Raw genomic sequence first — 14,401 nt, forward strand, 5'->3', positions numbered from 1 at the left:
CCTACGGCTGTGCCATCCACCGGTCGGGCAGCGCGTCCCTGCGCCCCGTTCGCGACCGGTCGGCCTGCCCCCGCAGCAGCTCGGCCGCCTCGTCCGCGTCCCGTAGCCGCGCTGTGACGGTCTTGTTGGCCCCCGTGTCCAGGTGGACGTCCGCAAGCCGCCAGAGGCGCTTCCAGGGCCCCTGAGCCAGCCGTACGCTCTGGACCTTCGCGTGCGGCACCAGAGCAAGCCGTCGGCGCAGGAGCCCGTGCCGGGAGGCGAACACGGTGTCGGTGACCGCGAGGCCGTAGCCGCGCCACCACAGGGGCAGGCACCGGCCGGCACGGCGCGGCGGCCGGGAGAGGGACGGCGGCACCGTCGCACCGGGCAGCACGCGCGCGATGACGGACTCGGCGATCTCGCGCGGGGCGACCGGCAACAGCAGGGAGTTCGAGGAACCGGCGACGTCCAGCTCGACGCGCACCCAGCCCCGGCGCCGCCACAGCAACGGCTCCACGATCCGTACGGTCTGCACCCGCCCCGGCGGCACCGTCTCGTGGACGCGGTCCAGGAGCCCGCGGTCGATGCGCAGCCCGTCCGGGGACTCGGCGACCGTCCAGTCGTACTCCGCGACGAACCGCCCCACACTGCTCGCGCCCGCCGCGCCGAGGAGGGGCAGGCCGACCGCGAGGACCGTCCAGACGCTGTGGGTGGCGAGCCAGATCAGCGGCGGAACGACGAGCGCGGCGGCGACCGTGCCCCAGGTCGCGCCGGTCAGGACGAGGGACAGGGCGAGTACGCCGGGGGGTGTGCGCAGCAGCTCCTGCGCCGGTGCCTCCCCGACCTCGTGCGCCGTCTCGGGTGCGAAACCCGCCGCGCGCGCGAGCAGTTCGGCGCGCAGCGAACGCGCCTCGTCCGCGTCCAGGAAGGCCAGCTCGTCCTTCTTGTCCGTGCCGATCACGTCGAGCTTGAGCTTGGCGACGCCCGCGACCCGCGCGAGCAGCGGCTGGGTGACGTCGACGGCCTGGATGCGTTCGAGCCGGATGTGCGCGGCGCGCCGGAACAACAGGCCGGTACGTATACGCAGTTCGGTGTCGGTCACCGCGAAGTGCGTGAACCACCACGTCAGGAAGCCGTACAGAGCGGCGGCCGGGACGAGCACGGCGAGCGCGATCAGCAGTGTGGTCGTCGTCAGCCGGGTCAGCTGGCGCTGCGCCTGGTCGGGGTCGTGCACCGCCCACCCGATGAGCACGGCGACCGGCGCCCACGCCCGCCTGAGCGGTGTCACGGGGTGCAGCCGCCGCTCGGTCACGGGTTCCTTCTCGCGTACGGCGTCGTCGACGCCCTGCGCCGTCACAGCCCCGCCGATCGGGCCTCGCCCAGCTCGGTGAGCCGGTCGCGCAGGCGTTCCGCCTCGACCGGATCGAGTCCGGGAATCGTCGCGTCGGTCGCGGCGGCCGCGGTGTGCAGCTGCACGCTGGCCAGCCCGAAATGCCGCTCGACGGGCCCGGAGGTGACCTCGACCAGCTGCATCCGCCCGTACGGGACGACGGTCAGCTCGCGCCACAGCACGCCCCTGCTGATCAGCAGGTCGTCGGCGCGCTCGGCGTACCGCCAGGAGCGCCAGTTGCGCTCGATCATCGTCCAGCCCCATATCAGCAGGGCCAGTGGCAGCAGTGCGAACGCGGCCCACACGGGACCGGCCAGCAGTCCGAGCAGCAGACCCGTGCCCAGCGTCAGCAGCCCCAGCCACACCACCAGCAACAACCGACGCATCCGCAGCAGCCCGGGCGGCAGCCCGATCCACGCCTGCTCGACCCCCGCCGCCTCCGGGTCGTCCCGGCTCCCCGTCTCCATACGGCAAGCGTACGTAGGGGAGACTGTGTCCATGACTCCTACGACGGAGACCACGGTCGGTATCGGCGGTGCCGCGGAGAGCACCGACATGGTGCTCAACATCGGGCCCCAGCACCCGTCCACGCACGGGGTGCTGCGGCTGCGGCTCGCCCTCGACGGCGAGCGCATCACGAGCGCGGAGCCCGTGATCGGCTATATGCACCGCGGTGCGGAGAAGCTGTTCGAGGCGCGCGACTACCGCCAGATCATCATGCTCGCCAACCGCCACGACTGGCTGTCGGCCTTCTCGAACGAGCTGGGTGTGGTCCTCGCCGTGGAGCGCATGCTCGGCATGGAGGTCCCCCCGCGCGCGGTGTGGACGCGCACGCTGCTCGCGGAGCTGAACCGGGTGCTCAACCACCTGATGTTCCTCGGCTCGTATCCGCTGGAACTCGGCGGGATCACGCCGATCTTCTACGCCTTCACCGAGCGCGAGGAACTCCAGCACGTCATGGAGGAGGTCTCCGGCGGACGCATGCACTACATGTTCAACCGCGTCGGCGGCCTCAAGGAGGACCTGCCCGCGGGCTGGACGTCACGCGCGCGTGCCTCCGTCGCGGCCCTGCGCTCGCGCATGGACCGCTTCGACGACCTGGTGCTCGGCAACGAGATCTTCCGCGGGCGCACGCGCGGGGTGGGCGTCCTCGCGCCGGAGGCCGTGCACGCGTACGGCGTGAGCGGGCCGATCGCGCGTGCCTCCGGCGTCGACTTCGACCTGCGGCGCGACGAGCCGTATCTCGCGTACGGCGAACTCCAGGACACCCTCGGGGTCGTCACCCGGCACGAGGGCGACTGCCTCGCCCGCTTCGAGTGCCTCCTGGCGCAGACCCACAACTCCCTCGACCTCGCCGACGCCTGCCTCGACCGGCTCGTCGAGCTGCCGCCCGGCCCGATCAACCAGCGGCTCCCCAAGGTCCTCAAGGCGCCCGAGGGCCACACCTACGCCTGGACCGAGAACCCGCTCGGCATCAACGGCTACTACCTCGTCAGCAAGGGCGAGAAGACGCCGTACCGGCTGAAGCTGCGGTCGGCCTCGTACAACAACATCCAGGCGCTGGTGGAGCTGCTGCCCGGGACGCTGGTCGCGGACATGGTGGCGATTTTGGGGTCGCTGTTCTTCGTGGTCGGGGACATCGACAAGTAGGCGTTCCGCCGGGAGTGGTGCGGGGTGTCGTCGGTCCCGCTGCGGCTCAGTCGAGCGGGTTCGGAATTCCTACCGGCTGCACCAGCCATCCGAAGTCGCCGAGGCCGCCGACCGCGGTGAGCTCGGCGCTCTCTCCCGCGTTCGCGAGGGCGCGCACGTAGGCCGCGGGGTGTGTGGTCGCCAGGGCCAGCGGGGGGCGTGCGCCTGCTATGCCCAGGGCGCGCAGAGCGTCGCGCTGGCACAGCAGGCGCACGCCGGAGCGATCGTCCGGGAGTGTGCGGCGGAGCGCGTCGAGAGGTGCGCACGCATCCAGCGCGACGTGGGACGTGATGTCGCACGATCCGTCCGGCACGGGCGGCGTCTCGCGCCCCTCACGGAAGCCGGTGAGCGTCCCGAACGGCGGGCGAGCGTCCGCCGTGTGCGCGTAGTCGACGGCGACCGCGAGCCCCCGGTCGAGCGTCGCGACCGCCGCCGCCCAGGCCTCGTCCCGGGGCAGCCCGACCTCCGCGCGCACCCCTGCCTCGGCCGACAGCGGCCACCATCGGTCCAGCCACTCCGCCTCCGCCCCGGAGACGGCTTCACCGAGCAGCTCGGTCCCGTCCTCCCGGACGAGTACCAGCCGCGGCACACCCGAGGAGTCGACCTCGGCGACCTCCACGGGCACGTTGTCCAGCCACTCGTTGGCGAACAGCAGCCCGGTGGCGCCCTGCGGGGGCGCGCTCAGCCACTCGATGCGGTGATCGAGACCGGCGGGCCGGCCGGCGACCTCGACGGCGTACGCGCGCGTGCGGGCGGCCACGCCGGCGGGCAGCGCGGCCAGCACGCCGGTGACCAGCTCCCCGCGCCCCGCCCCCATGTCGACGAAGTCGAGCCGCTCGGGCCCCTCCAAAGCGTCGTCGACCGCGCACAGCAGCCTGGCCACGGCTTCGGCGAAGAGCGGCGACGCGTGCACGGACGTACGGAAGTGACCGCCCGGACCCTCGGGCCTGCGGTAGAAGCCCTCCGGCCCGTACAGAGCCGCCTCGGTCGCCGCCCGCCAACCGCGCCAGTGCCCTGATGTCTCGTCCGTCACGCCGTCAGGTTAAGCGCACAGAGGAACGGAGCCTCCACCTTGCGGAGTATGCGCGCCCGGTGCGGATCGGCCCTCCGGTTGACCCCTGCACGCATCATGCTTCCCTACTCTGGGTTACGTGCAGCGCCTCTACGACTTCCTCCGCAGGCACCCGACATGGGTCGACGGCTTCTGGGCCCTCGTCCTGTTCGGGATTTCAGTCGCGGGCGTCGTGAGTGTGGACCCGTCGTCGGACCATCAGGGAACCCACGCCGAGGGGATCGTGGTCTCGGCGATCCTGAGTGTGGTCGTCGCGCTGCGCCGCCGTATGCCGGAGAGGATGCTCCTGCTGGCCCTGGTCGCGGGGGTGGCGCAGCTGATCCTGGACATCGAGACGGTCGTCGCCGACTTCGCCATGCTGGCGATCGTGTACACGGTCGCCGCGACCGGCGTTCGCTGGGCCTCCCGCCTCGCGCTGGCGGGCGGACTGTGTGCGGCGGCCCTGGCGCAGGTGCGCTGGCCGGAGTACCAGACGAGCGCCGCGGGGAACGTGGCCCTGGCGGTCCTCCAGACGGTGCCGTTCGCGCTCGCCTGGGTGCTCGGCGACTCGGTGCGCACCCGGCGCGCCTACTTCGCGCAGCTGGAGGAGCGCGCCACCCGGCTCGAGAAGGAGCGCGAGGCGCAGTCCAAGGTCGCGGTGGCCGCCGAACGCGCCCGGATCGCACGCGAGCTGCACGACGTCGTCGCCCACAATGTGTCGGTGATGGTGGTCCAGGCCGACGGCGCCGCCTACGTCCTCGACTCCGCGCCCGACCAGGCGAAGAAGGCCCTGGAGACGATCTCCTCCACCGGCCGCCAGGCCCTTGCCGAGATGCGCCGTCTGCTGGGCGTGCTGCGCACCGGCGAGCACCAGGAGAGCGGCGAGTACGTCCCGCAGCCCGACGTCGAGCAGATCGAGGAGCTCGTCGAGCAGTGCCGCACCTCGGGCCTGCCCGTCGACTTCAAGGTCGAGGGCACCCCGCGGCCGCTGCCCAGCGGCGTCGAGCTCACCGCGTACCGCATCGTGCAGGAGGCGCTCACCAACACCCGCAAGCACGGGGGACCGAACACGGGCGCCAGCGTGCGCCTGGTCTACTTCGACGACGGCCTCGGCCTGCTCGTCGAGGACGACGGCAAGGGCGCCCCGCACGAGCTGTACGAGGAGGGTGGCGCCGACGGCCAGGGCCATGGGCTGATCGGGATGCGCGAGCGGGTCGGTATGGTCGGCGGCACCCTGGACGCGGGCCCGCGCCCGGGCGGCGGCTTCCGGATCAGTGTGCTGCTCCCGCTCAAACCAGCGCACTGACGCCCACGCACGCCCCCTGTTGACACCTGTCACACCTCCTGCCACGCACTCAGCCGAGACGACAGACACGACATGACGAGAACGGAAGAGGCCCCGATGACGATCCGCGTGATGCTCGTGGACGACCAGGTGCTGCTGCGCACCGGATTCCGGATGGTGCTCGCCGCCCAGCCGGACATGGAGGTCGTCGCGGAGGCGGGCGACGGCGTCGAGGCGCTTCAGGTGGTGCGCTCGACCGCCGTCGACGTGGTGCTGATGGACGTACGCATGCCCAAGCTCGACGGCGTCGAGGCCACGCGCCGCATCTGCGCCGAGCCGGACCCGCCGAAGGTGCTGATCCTGACCACCTTCGACCTCGACGAGTACGCCTTCTCGGGGCTGAAGGCGGGCGCGTCCGGCTTCATGCTCAAGGACGTGCCGCCGGGGGAGCTGCTGACCGCCATCCGCTCCGTGCACAGCGGGGACGCCGTCGTCGCCCCCTCGACGACCCGGCGTCTCCTCGACCGGTTCGCGCCGATGCTGCCCAGCGCCGGCAAGGAGCCGCAGCACAAGGAGCTGGAGCGGCTCACCGAACGTGAGCGCGAGGTGATGGTGCTGGTCGCGCAGGGGCTGTCCAACGGGGAGATCGCGGCCCGGCTGGTGCTGTCCGAGGCGACCGTCAAGACGCACGTGGGCCGCATCCTCACCAAGCTGGGGCTGCGGGACCGGGTCCAGGTGGTGGTCCTGGCCTACGAGACGGGGCTGGTGCGGGCCGGCGGACAGGGCTGACGGCTGACGGCCGACGGCCGGCTGCGGGCGCGCGGGTCTCGGTAGGGTCGGCGCATGCTCCTGTGGATCAATGGCCCTTTCGGAGGCGGCAAGACACAGACCGCATACGAGATCCAGCGGCGGCTGCCCGGCAGCGTGGTCTGCGATCCCGAGCACGTCGGGTTCGGTCTGAACCGCACGCTGCCGCCCCAACTGCGCGGGGACTTCCAGGACTTGGTGGCCTGGCGGCAGGGTGTCGTCGAGGTGCTGGATCTCGCCCTCACCAAGCACGACGGCGTGGTGATCGCGCCCATGACGGTCACCGACACCCGCAACTTCGCGGAGACCGTCGGCCGGCTGCGTGAACTCGGCCACGACGTACGCCACTTCACGCTCCTCGCGCAGCGCGAGACCGTCCTGAAGCGCTTGCGCGAGCGCAACTTCGGACACCTCCTCAGGTATGTCGGCGGCAAGGACGTCCCCCTGCGCAGGGAGAGTTGGGCGGTACGACAGCTCGACCACTGCCTGGAGCGGCTGCGTGAGCCGGAGTTCGCCGAGCAGCTGTGGACGGACCACACGACGGTGCCGAAAACCGCCGACCGAATCGCCGTGCTCGCCGGACTGACGCTCAGGCCGAACACCGAGGGGGCGGTGCGTACGCGGCTGAGGCAGGCGCGGATCGGGATCAAGCACATTCGGTTCGACTGAGCCCTTGGGGCCGATCGACTGAGCCGTTGGGCCGGCTCAGCGCAGGATGCCCTCCAGGAAGTCGCTGCCCAGTCGGGCCACCACGGATATGTCCAGCTGGTACTGGATGTACCGGCCGCGACGGCGCGTAGTGATCAGGCCGGCCTTCTTCAGGACGCTCAGATGGCGGGATATCTCCGGGGCCGTCATCCCGTGGATCTGCGCCAGCTCGCTCGTGGTGTAGGCGGTGCGGGCCAGATGGCGGCAGATGCGCATCCGGACGGGGTGGGACAGCGCCGTCATCCGCAGGGCGAGCTGCTCGACGGACGACGAAGCCGAGAGTTCGGGGGAACCGACCGGGTAGTGCAGCACCGGTTGCCAGTCGGAGCGGTACAGCACGGACAAGTGGGGCCAGCCGAGGCTGGTCGGGATGAGGAGGAGGTTGCCGTCCTCCGTGGCCGTGCGGGCCTCGCTCAGTTTGTCGACCTTGATCGCCCCGGCGGCCTCGTCGAGCGTGATCGCCGGGGACACCGCGGCCAGCGCCTCGGCCAGGCCCTTGTGACGCAGCAAGTCCTTCTTGTGGCGGGCGTCCGCCGTGAGCTGGTGGCGCAGCCGGGCCCAGGTCTCCGCGAAGAACGCCTCGTCGCAGTCCTCGAGGAACTGCCGCAGCCAGGCCCGGATCCTGGGCGGGTCGGCCAGCAGCAGCTCGCTGAACCGCTGCTGCTGCGGTCCTCGGGCGGCGGCCAGCTCCAGAGCACGGCGGCGGAGCCCGGTGTCGGCGAGCACGCCGTACGTCATCGCGCAGGTGAACTCCATGGCCGCGTCCACGAACTGTTCGTCCGTCAGCTTGTCCAGCAGGTCCAGTTCCTCCGCGAGCGTCGCGCCGGGGAGCGCGGTCTCGCCCGGGATTCCGGCGTACGGCAGGAACACGTCCGAGAACGTCGTCCGCCACAGGAAGTCGGCCTCGCACATCCGGTCCGCCAGATGCGGGTCGAGCCGGGCGGTCACGCTGGTCACCCACCCCTGGAGGCCGGGATGGTGCCCCGGCTCGGACAGCGCGTGCAGCGCCATGCCGAGCTCGGCCAGGGGCGAGGGGACGACGGCGACCCTCTCCGGCCGCAGCCCTGCGATGTCGATGTTCACGCTCATGCCCTCATGGTGCACCCCGCCACTGACAACGCGGCCTCCGATTGACGGCGGCCGTCAATCGACGCGACCTCACGGCCGCGGCGGCGCAACCTGGGACTCCGGGGCAGCCGCGGAGCCCGATGCGTACCTCGATTCCTACGTCGATTCCCACGTTGATTTCTACGTCCCGAGAAGGCGATCCGCCATGAGCGTCACCCAGCAGTACCTCCTCGACACCTACCGTGCCCGCCAACTCGGCGAGCCCGCCCCGGCCGCGCCCGGCGCGCACGACTGGCAGGTCGTGCGCGAGCTGCGCGACCACCGGCAGTTCCGTGCGGTGGTCGCGGGCCGTCCGGCCCACGGGCGGCTACGGCAGGCCCTGGACCGGTGGCTGCGGCCGCGCTCGCGCTCTACGTGCTGACCTCCGCGTTCAGCCGGGCGACGAAGTCGGCGACCGCCGACTTCACGTCCTCGGCCGTCCACTCCAGGCCCGCGGCCCGTACGTCGATCTCCGTGACGGCGAGCCCAGGGCCTGGGGCGCCCCAGGGCCGGGCGAACAGCAGGGTCCTGGTCTCCTCGGCGTGCCGGACCGCGGCCTCGGAGACGGCATCGGCGTCGTACGGCAGCCAGACCTGGAACTCGTTGGTGTGCGGCTCCTCGGGGTGGATGCGCACCCAGGGCACCCCGGCGGCCGCGAACCCCTCGCGCAGCGCGGCGGCCACCACGCGCGCGTGCCGCACGTAGTCGGGGAGCCGGGGCAGCTCACGCTCCAAGCCGGAGAGGGCCGACAGCACGGTCGGGAACTGCTGGAAGACCGTCCCGCCGTACCGGTGCCGCCAGGCCTTGGTCTCCTCCACCAGCGTCCGGGGGCCGGCGAGGGCGGCCCCGCCGAAGCCGCCAAGGGATTTGTAGAACGACACGTAGACGCTGTCCGCCAGGCCCGCGATCTCGTCCAGGGGGCGGCCGAAGTGGACGGTGGTCTCCCACAGGCGCGCGCCGTCGAAGTGCACCACTGCGTCGCGCTCCCGCGCCGCCTCCACCACCTCGGTGAGCTCCTCCCAGGAAGGCAGCACGAAACCGGCGTCCCTGAGGGGCAGTTCGAGCATCAGCGTCCCGAAGGGCTCCTCGAAGTCGCGCACCTCGGCGGCGGTCGGCAGCCGGGGCTCGCTCGTCACCCGGACCGGGCGCAGGCCGCTGACCTCGCTGAACGCATTGCGCTCATGCACCTCGGGGTGGGCGAAGGCGTGCAGGGCGACGGCGGGGCTGCCGGTGCGGCCCGCCCAGCAGCGCAGGGCGACCTGCTGCGCCATCGTGCCCGTCGGGAAGAACGCGGCGGCCTCCGTGCCGAGCAGACCGGCGACCTTCTCCTCCAGGGCCTCGACGACGCCGTTGCCGTACATGTCCGCCGGCTGATCCAGGTCGTACACCTCGTCGGCGGTCTCCAGCACCGCCAGCCGCTCCCGCACGGTGCTGAGGACGCTGGTGCGCGCGAGCACTCTCTCCGCGCCGCGGTAGGCGCTGACGCGCCGCTCCCGGTTTCGCCTGCGCCGCTCGTCGTCCGACTCCGGTTCGCCCGGCCGCGTGCCCTGTTCCGACGTATCGCTCATGCGACGGATCATGCCGGTCGGCGATTGGCCCGGACACCCGCTTTTCCACAGTCCACCGCACTCGACGTGTGACCGCCCACAGCCTGTGGACAACCGGACGCCCCTGCAACCGATCGCGTTAACATGACGAGAAATCGTCCGGTACCCAGAGCGGACTGGAACGGGAAGGCCTCCGTCGAGTGAGTACAGTCCAACAGCCAGACCCCAAGGACCGCCCCGCGCGGCTCACCGTCGGCGTCGTCGGCGCCGGTCGCGTGGGTCCCGCGCTGGCTGCGTCCCTCCAGCTCGCCGGGCACCGCCCGGTCGCCGTCTCCGGGGTCTCCGACGCCTCCAGAAGGCGGGCCGCGCAGCTGCTCCCCGACGTGCCGCTCGTGCCGCCCGCCGAGGTCCTGGAGCGCGCCGACCTGGTCCTGCTCACCGTCCCGGACGACGCCCTGCCCGCGCTCGTGGAGGGCCTCGCCGAGACCGGGGCCGTCCGACCGGGGCAGCTGCTCGTGCACACCTCAGGACGGTACGGCGCGAACGTCCTGAACCCCGCCCTGCGCGTCGGCGCGCTGCCGCTGGCCCTGCACCCCGCGATGACCTTCACCGGCACTCCCGTGGACGTCCAGCGCCTCGCGGGATGCTCCTTCGGCGTGACCGCGCCCGACCAGCTGCGGCTGGCCGCCGAGGCCCTCGTGATCGAGATGGGCGGCGAGCCCGAGTGGATCGCCGAGGAGAACCGCCCGCTCTACCACGCGGCCCTCGCGCTCGGCGCCAACCACCTGGTCACGCTCGTCGCCCAGTCCATGGAGCTGCTGCGCACGGCCGGCGTCGACGCCCCCGACCGGATGCTCGGCCCGCTGCTCGGAGCCGCCCTCGACAACGCCCTGCGCTCCGGTGACGCGGCCCTCACCGGCCCCGTCGCGCGCGGGGACGCCGGCACGGTCGCCGCGCACGTCGCCGAGCTGCGCAGGCACGCACCCCAGACCGTCGCGGGCTATCTGGCGATGGCCCGCGCGACCGCCGACCGGGCACTCGCCCACGGTCTGCTGAAGCCGGAGCTCGCCGAGGACCTCCTGGGCGTCCTCGCCGATGGGACCGACGGGACCGAAGGGGACGCCCGATGACCACCGCCCTGCTGCGCACCTCCGGTGAGCTGCACGCACGCACGCGTACGGGCCGCCGCGCCGTGGTGATGACCATGGGCGCCCTGCACGAGGGCCACGCCACCCTGATCCGCACCGCCCGCGAGATCGCCGGCCCGGACGGCGAAGTCGTCGTCACCGTCTTCGTCAACCCGCTTCAGTTCGGCAAGGGCGAGGACCTCGACCGCTACCCGCGCACCCTCGACGCCGACGTCAAGATCGCCGAACAGTCGGGCGCGGACGCCGTGTTCGCCCCGTCCGTGGACGAGGTCTACCCGGGCGGCGAACCCCAGGTCCGCATCAGCGCGGGCCCCATGGGCGAACGCCTCGAAGGCGCCTCCCGCCCCGGCCACTTCGACGGCATGCTCACCGTCGTCGCCAAGCTGCTGCACCTCACCCGCCCCGACATCGCCCTCTACGGCCAGAAGGACGCCCAGCAACTCGCCCTGATCCGGCGCATGGTGCGGGACCTGAACTTCGGCGTCGAGATCGTCGGCGTACCGACCGTGCGCGAGGACGACGGCCTGGCCCTGTCCAGCCGCAATCGCTATCTGTCGCCCCAGGAGCGGCGCACGGCCCTCGCGCTGTCCCAGGCGCTGTTCGCGGGCCTCGACCGGCACGCGGCGCAGGAGGCGCTGCGCGCACGGGCGCGCGAGGTGCCCGCCACGCGCGCGCGTGCCGAGGCGCTCAGCGCCATAGGGGAGTCCCGCGCGGCGGCCGACGCCCACGCCGTCGCCAAGGCCGTACCGGGTGCCCCGTCGGCCGTCCGCGCGGCCGCTCGCCTGGTCCTCGACGAGGCGGCACGTCTGAACCCGCCGCTCGAACTGGACTATCTGGCCCTCGTCGACCCGTCCGACTTCAGCGAGATCGAGGACGACTTCACCGGTGAGGCCGTCCTCGCCGTCGCCGCCCGGGTCGGTTCGACCCGGCTGATCGACAACATCCCCCTCACGTTCGGAACCTTCGGAGCCGCCTCGTGACCAGCACCGGCATACGACTGCACACGCCCGCCCCAGGGTGGTCCATCGCGGCGGACGTGGTGGTCGTCGGGTCCGGCGTCGCCGGCCTGACCGCGGCCCTGCGCTGCGAGGCGGCCGGCCTCACGACGGTCGTCGTCACCAAGGCCCGCCTCGACGACGGCTCCACCCGCTGGGCGCAGGGCGGCATCGCCGCGGCCCTGGGCGAGGGCGACACCCCCGAGCAGCACCTGGACGACACGCTCGTCGCGGGCGCGGGCATGTGCGACGAGGAGGCCGTACGGATCCTCGTCACCGAGGGCCCGGACGCCGTACGGCGGCTCATCGAGACGGGCGCCCACTTCGACGAGTCCGCCGAGGGAGAGCTGGCACTGACCCGCGAGGGCGGCCACCACCGGCGCCGCATCGCGCATGCCGGGGGCGACGCGACCGGCGCGGAGATCTCCCGCGCGCTCGTCGAGGCGGTACGCGCGCGTGGGCTGCGCACCATCGAGAACGCGCTCGTCCTTGACCTGCTGACGGACCCGGACGGCCGTACCGCGGGTGTGACCCTGCACGTCATGGGCGAGGGCCAGCACGACGGTGTGGGTGCCGTGCACGCCCCCGCCGTCGTCCTCGCGACCGGCGGCATGGGCCAGGTGTTCTCCGCGACCACCAACCCGTCGGTGTCGACCGGCGACGGCGTGGCGCTCGCCCTGCGCGCCGGTGCGGAGGTCTCCGACCTCGAATTCGTGCAGTTCCACCCCACCGTGCTGTTCCTCGGCCCGGACGCGGAGGGCCAGCAGCCCCTCGTCTCCGAAGCCGTACGCGGCGAGGGCGCCCACCTGGTCGACGCCGACGGCGTGCGCTTCATGACCGGACAGCACGAACTGGCCGAGCTGGCGCCCCGGGACATCGTCGCCAAGGGCATCATGCGCCGCATGCAGGAGCAGGACGCCGAGCACATGTTCCTCGACGCCCGCCACTTCGGCGCCGACATGTGGGAGCACCGTTTCCCCACGATCCTCGCCGCCTGCCGCGCCCACGGCATCGATCCCGTCCACGATCCCGTCCCGGTCGCCCCGGCCGCCCACTACGCCTCCGGCGGCGTCCGCACGGACTCCCAGGGGCGTACGACCGTCCCCGGCCTGTACGCGTGCGGCGAGGTCGCCTGCACCGGCGTCCACGGCGCGAACCGGCTCGCGTCCAACTCCCTCCTGGAGGGCCTGGTCTACGCCGAGCGCATCGCCGAGGACATCGCGGCGAGCCACGCCGGGAACGGCCTCCACGCGCGTGTGGAGCACCCGGTCCCGTACCCCGAGGTACCCGCGCACCCCCTGCTGGAGCCCGAGGCGCGGTTCGCGATCCAGCGGATCATGACCGAGGGCGCAGGCGTGCTGCGTTCCGGCGAGTCCCTCGCCAAGGCCGCCGAACAGCTTCAGCAGCTGCACACCGACGCCCGCGACGCCCTCCACGAGAACGGCAAGACGGCCGAGCCCGGCGTCGACACCTGGGAGGCCACCAACCTCCTGTGCGTGGCCCGCGTCCTGGTCGCCGCGGCCCTGCAGCGCGAGGAGACCCGCGGCTGCCACTGGCGCGAGGACCACGCCGAACGCGACGACACCGCATGGCGGCGCCACATCGTCGTACGGCTGAATCCGGACCGCACACTCGCCGTACACACCACCGATACCGCAGACTTCCCCCCGACCCGGCAGCACCATCCGGCGCAGCGTCCCCAGGAGCAGTGACAGCAGTGGATACCCCCGACCTTCCCCTCGCACAGGACGACGGCTGCGGCGACGGCTGCGCCTGCGGTGCGGACACCGGCGACGAGTACCTGGAGTGCGGGCTCGATCCCGCACTCGCCGAGCTCCTGGCCGAGGCCGGACTCGACCCCGTGGAGGTCGAGGACATCGCCAACGTGGCCATCCAGGAGGACCTCGACCACGGAGTGGACGTGACGACGGTCGCGACCATCCCCGAGGACGCCGTCGCCACCGCCGACTTCACCGCGCGCGAGGCGGGCGTCGTGGCGGGCCTCAGGGTCGCCGAAGCGGTGCTCTCCGTGGTCTGCGAGGACGAGTTCGCCGTCGAGCGGCACGTGGAGGACGGCGAACGGGTGGAGGCGGGGCAGAAGCTCCTGTCCGTCACCACGCGCACGCGTGACCTGCTGACGGCCGAGCGCAGCGCGCTCAACCTCCTGTGCCGCCTCTCCGGTATCGCGACCGCCACGCGCGCGTGGGCGGACGTTCTGGAGGGCACGAAGACGAAGGTCCGCGACACCCGCAAGACGACTCCGGGCCTGCGCTCGCTGGAGAAGTTCGCCGTCCGCTGCGGCGGCGGGCTGAACCACCGTATGTCGCTGTCCGACGCGGCCCTGGTCAAGGACAACCACGTGGTCGCCGCGGGCGGTGTCGGGCAGGCCTTCAAGGCCGTACGGGAGGCCTTCCCGGACGTACCGATCGAGGTCGAGGTCGACACCCTGCACCAGCTGCGCGAGGTCGTGGACGCGGGCGCCGATCTGATCCTGCTGGACAACTTCACGCCGGGCGACTGCGAGGAGGCGGTGGCCGTCGTGCACGGCCGCGCCGCCCTGGAGGCGTCGGGACGCCTCACCCTGGAGAACGCGAAGGCGTACGCGGACACCGGCGTGGACTACCTGGCCGTCGGCGCCCTCACCCACTCCTCGCCGATCCTGGACATCGGCCTCGACCTCCGTGAGGCGGAGTAG

At 72.4% G+C, this 14,401-nt stretch carries 14 protein-coding genes; 9 read left to right on the forward strand and 5 right to left on the reverse strand.

Annotated elements, in window-relative coordinates; genetic code table 11:
• Position 1 precedes the first annotated feature (1 nt).
• Positions 2–1,336: a PH domain-containing protein gene (locus ACIHFB_RS24175; protein ID WP_400127857.1), complete on the reverse strand. Its 1,335-nt coding sequence runs from the start codon at positions 1,334–1,336 to the stop codon at positions 2–4.
• Positions 1,333–1,836, reverse strand: coding sequence for a PH domain-containing protein (locus ACIHFB_RS24180; protein WP_365273224.1), 504 nt, complete (start codon positions 1,834–1,836; stop codon positions 1,333–1,335). Before ACIHFB_RS24180 ends, ACIHFB_RS24175 begins: the two co-directional genes overlap by 4 nt.
• Positions 1,837–1,867: 31 nt before the next feature.
• Between ACIHFB_RS24180 and ACIHFB_RS24185 the strand changes: the two genes are divergently transcribed.
• A complete protein-coding gene (locus tag ACIHFB_RS24185; protein ID WP_365273227.1) occupies positions 1,868–3,019 on the forward strand; it encodes an NADH-quinone oxidoreductase subunit D in 1,152 nt (383 codons plus the stop codon).
• A gap of 46 nt (positions 3,020–3,065) precedes the next feature.
• Here the strand turns inward: ACIHFB_RS24185 and ACIHFB_RS24190 are convergent, their stop codons facing one another.
• Complete coding sequence (locus ACIHFB_RS24190; protein WP_365273230.1) at positions 3,066–4,091, reverse strand: SAM-dependent methyltransferase; 1,026 nt, start codon at positions 4,089–4,091, stop codon at positions 3,066–3,068.
• A gap of 118 nt (positions 4,092–4,209) precedes the next feature.
• Between ACIHFB_RS24190 and ACIHFB_RS24195 the strand changes: the two genes are divergently transcribed.
• The 3 genes from ACIHFB_RS24195 (at position 4,210) to ACIHFB_RS24205 (ending at position 6,870) form a co-directional block, all read left to right on the forward strand.
• Positions 4,210–5,415, forward strand: a complete 1,206-nt coding sequence (locus ACIHFB_RS24195; RefSeq protein ID WP_365273233.1) for a sensor histidine kinase — start codon at positions 4,210–4,212, stop codon at positions 5,413–5,415.
• 96 nt (positions 5,416–5,511) lie between these two features.
• Positions 5,512–6,183 (forward strand): response regulator transcription factor, encoded by a 672-nt coding sequence (locus ACIHFB_RS24200; RefSeq protein ID WP_365273450.1) that lies wholly within the window; start codon positions 5,512–5,514, stop codon positions 6,181–6,183.
• A 54-nt stretch (positions 6,184–6,237) separates the two neighbouring features.
• Positions 6,238–6,870 carry an AAA family ATPase gene (locus ACIHFB_RS24205; protein ID WP_365273235.1) on the forward strand — a complete coding sequence of 211 codons (633 nt, stop codon included), beginning with the start codon at positions 6,238–6,240 and terminating at the stop codon, positions 6,868–6,870.
• Positions 6,871–6,906: 36 nt separating this feature from the next.
• Here the strand turns inward: ACIHFB_RS24205 and ACIHFB_RS24210 are convergent, their stop codons facing one another.
• Positions 6,907–7,998, reverse strand: a complete 1,092-nt coding sequence (locus ACIHFB_RS24210) for a DUF5937 family protein (protein WP_365273238.1) — start codon at positions 7,996–7,998, stop codon at positions 6,907–6,909.
• A gap of 184 nt (positions 7,999–8,182) precedes the next feature.
• Between ACIHFB_RS24210 and ACIHFB_RS24215 the strand changes: the two genes are divergently transcribed.
• Positions 8,183–8,398, forward strand: coding sequence for a hypothetical protein (locus tag ACIHFB_RS24215; protein WP_365273241.1), 216 nt, complete (start codon positions 8,183–8,185; stop codon positions 8,396–8,398).
• Here ACIHFB_RS24215 and ACIHFB_RS24220 read toward each other — a convergent pair.
• Positions 8,388–9,584 carry a beta-eliminating lyase-related protein gene (locus ACIHFB_RS24220; RefSeq protein ID WP_365273243.1) on the reverse strand — a complete coding sequence of 399 codons (1,197 nt, stop codon included), beginning with the start codon at positions 9,582–9,584 and terminating at the stop codon, positions 8,388–8,390. The genes ACIHFB_RS24215 and ACIHFB_RS24220 overlap by 11 nt on opposite strands.
• Positions 9,585–9,763: 179 nt before the next feature.
• Here ACIHFB_RS24220 and ACIHFB_RS24225 point away from each other — a divergent pair, with 179 nt between their 5' ends.
• From ACIHFB_RS24225 to nadC, 4 genes are read left to right on the forward strand one after another with little or no spacing between them, the layout of a single operon-like run.
• Positions 9,764–10,693, forward strand: coding sequence for a DUF2520 domain-containing protein (locus tag ACIHFB_RS24225; RefSeq protein ID WP_365273246.1), 930 nt, complete (start codon positions 9,764–9,766; stop codon positions 10,691–10,693).
• The gene (gene panC / locus ACIHFB_RS24230) at positions 10,690–11,691 is read left to right on the forward strand and encodes a pantoate--beta-alanine ligase (RefSeq protein WP_365273249.1); all 1,002 of its coding nucleotides are present in this window, start codon (positions 10,690–10,692) and stop codon (positions 11,689–11,691) included. The genes ACIHFB_RS24225 and panC overlap by 4 nt, the downstream gene beginning before the upstream one ends.
• A complete protein-coding gene (locus tag ACIHFB_RS24235) occupies positions 11,688–13,418 on the forward strand; it encodes an L-aspartate oxidase (protein ID WP_365273252.1) in 1,731 nt (576 codons plus the stop codon). The genes panC and ACIHFB_RS24235 overlap by 4 nt, the downstream gene beginning before the upstream one ends.
• A 5-nt stretch (positions 13,419–13,423) precedes the next feature.
• Complete coding sequence (gene nadC / locus ACIHFB_RS24240; RefSeq protein WP_365273453.1) at positions 13,424–14,401, forward strand: carboxylating nicotinate-nucleotide diphosphorylase; 978 nt, start codon at positions 13,424–13,426, stop codon at positions 14,399–14,401.

This window comes from Streptomyces sp. NPDC051963, assembly GCF_044593495.1.
Lineage (GTDB): Bacteria > Actinomycetota > Actinomycetes > Streptomycetales > Streptomycetaceae > Streptomyces.

Excerpts from the sequence above, each read along its gene's own strand:
- ACIHFB_RS24180 (WP_365273224.1), bottom strand. The coding sequence starts at position 1,836 with ATGGAGACGGGGAGCCGGGACGACCCGGAGGCGGCGGGGGTCGAGCAG.
- ACIHFB_RS24185 (WP_365273227.1), top strand. The coding sequence starts at position 1,868 with ATGACTCCTACGACGGAGACCACGGTCGGTATCGGCGGTGCCGCGGAG.
- ACIHFB_RS24200 (WP_365273450.1), top strand. The coding sequence starts at position 5,512 with ATGACGATCCGCGTGATGCTCGTGGACGACCAGGTGCTGCTGCGCACC.
- ACIHFB_RS24205 (WP_365273235.1), top strand. The coding sequence starts at position 6,238 with ATGCTCCTGTGGATCAATGGCCCTTTCGGAGGCGGCAAGACACAGACC.
- ACIHFB_RS24210 (WP_365273238.1), bottom strand. The coding sequence starts at position 7,998 with ATGAGCGTGAACATCGACATCGCAGGGCTGCGGCCGGAGAGGGTCGCC.
- ACIHFB_RS24215 (WP_365273241.1), top strand. The coding sequence starts at position 8,183 with ATGAGCGTCACCCAGCAGTACCTCCTCGACACCTACCGTGCCCGCCAA.
- ACIHFB_RS24220 (WP_365273243.1), bottom strand. The coding sequence starts at position 9,584 with ATGAGCGATACGTCGGAACAGGGCACGCGGCCGGGCGAACCGGAGTCG.
- panC (WP_365273249.1), top strand. The coding sequence starts at position 10,690 with ATGACCACCGCCCTGCTGCGCACCTCCGGTGAGCTGCACGCACGCACG.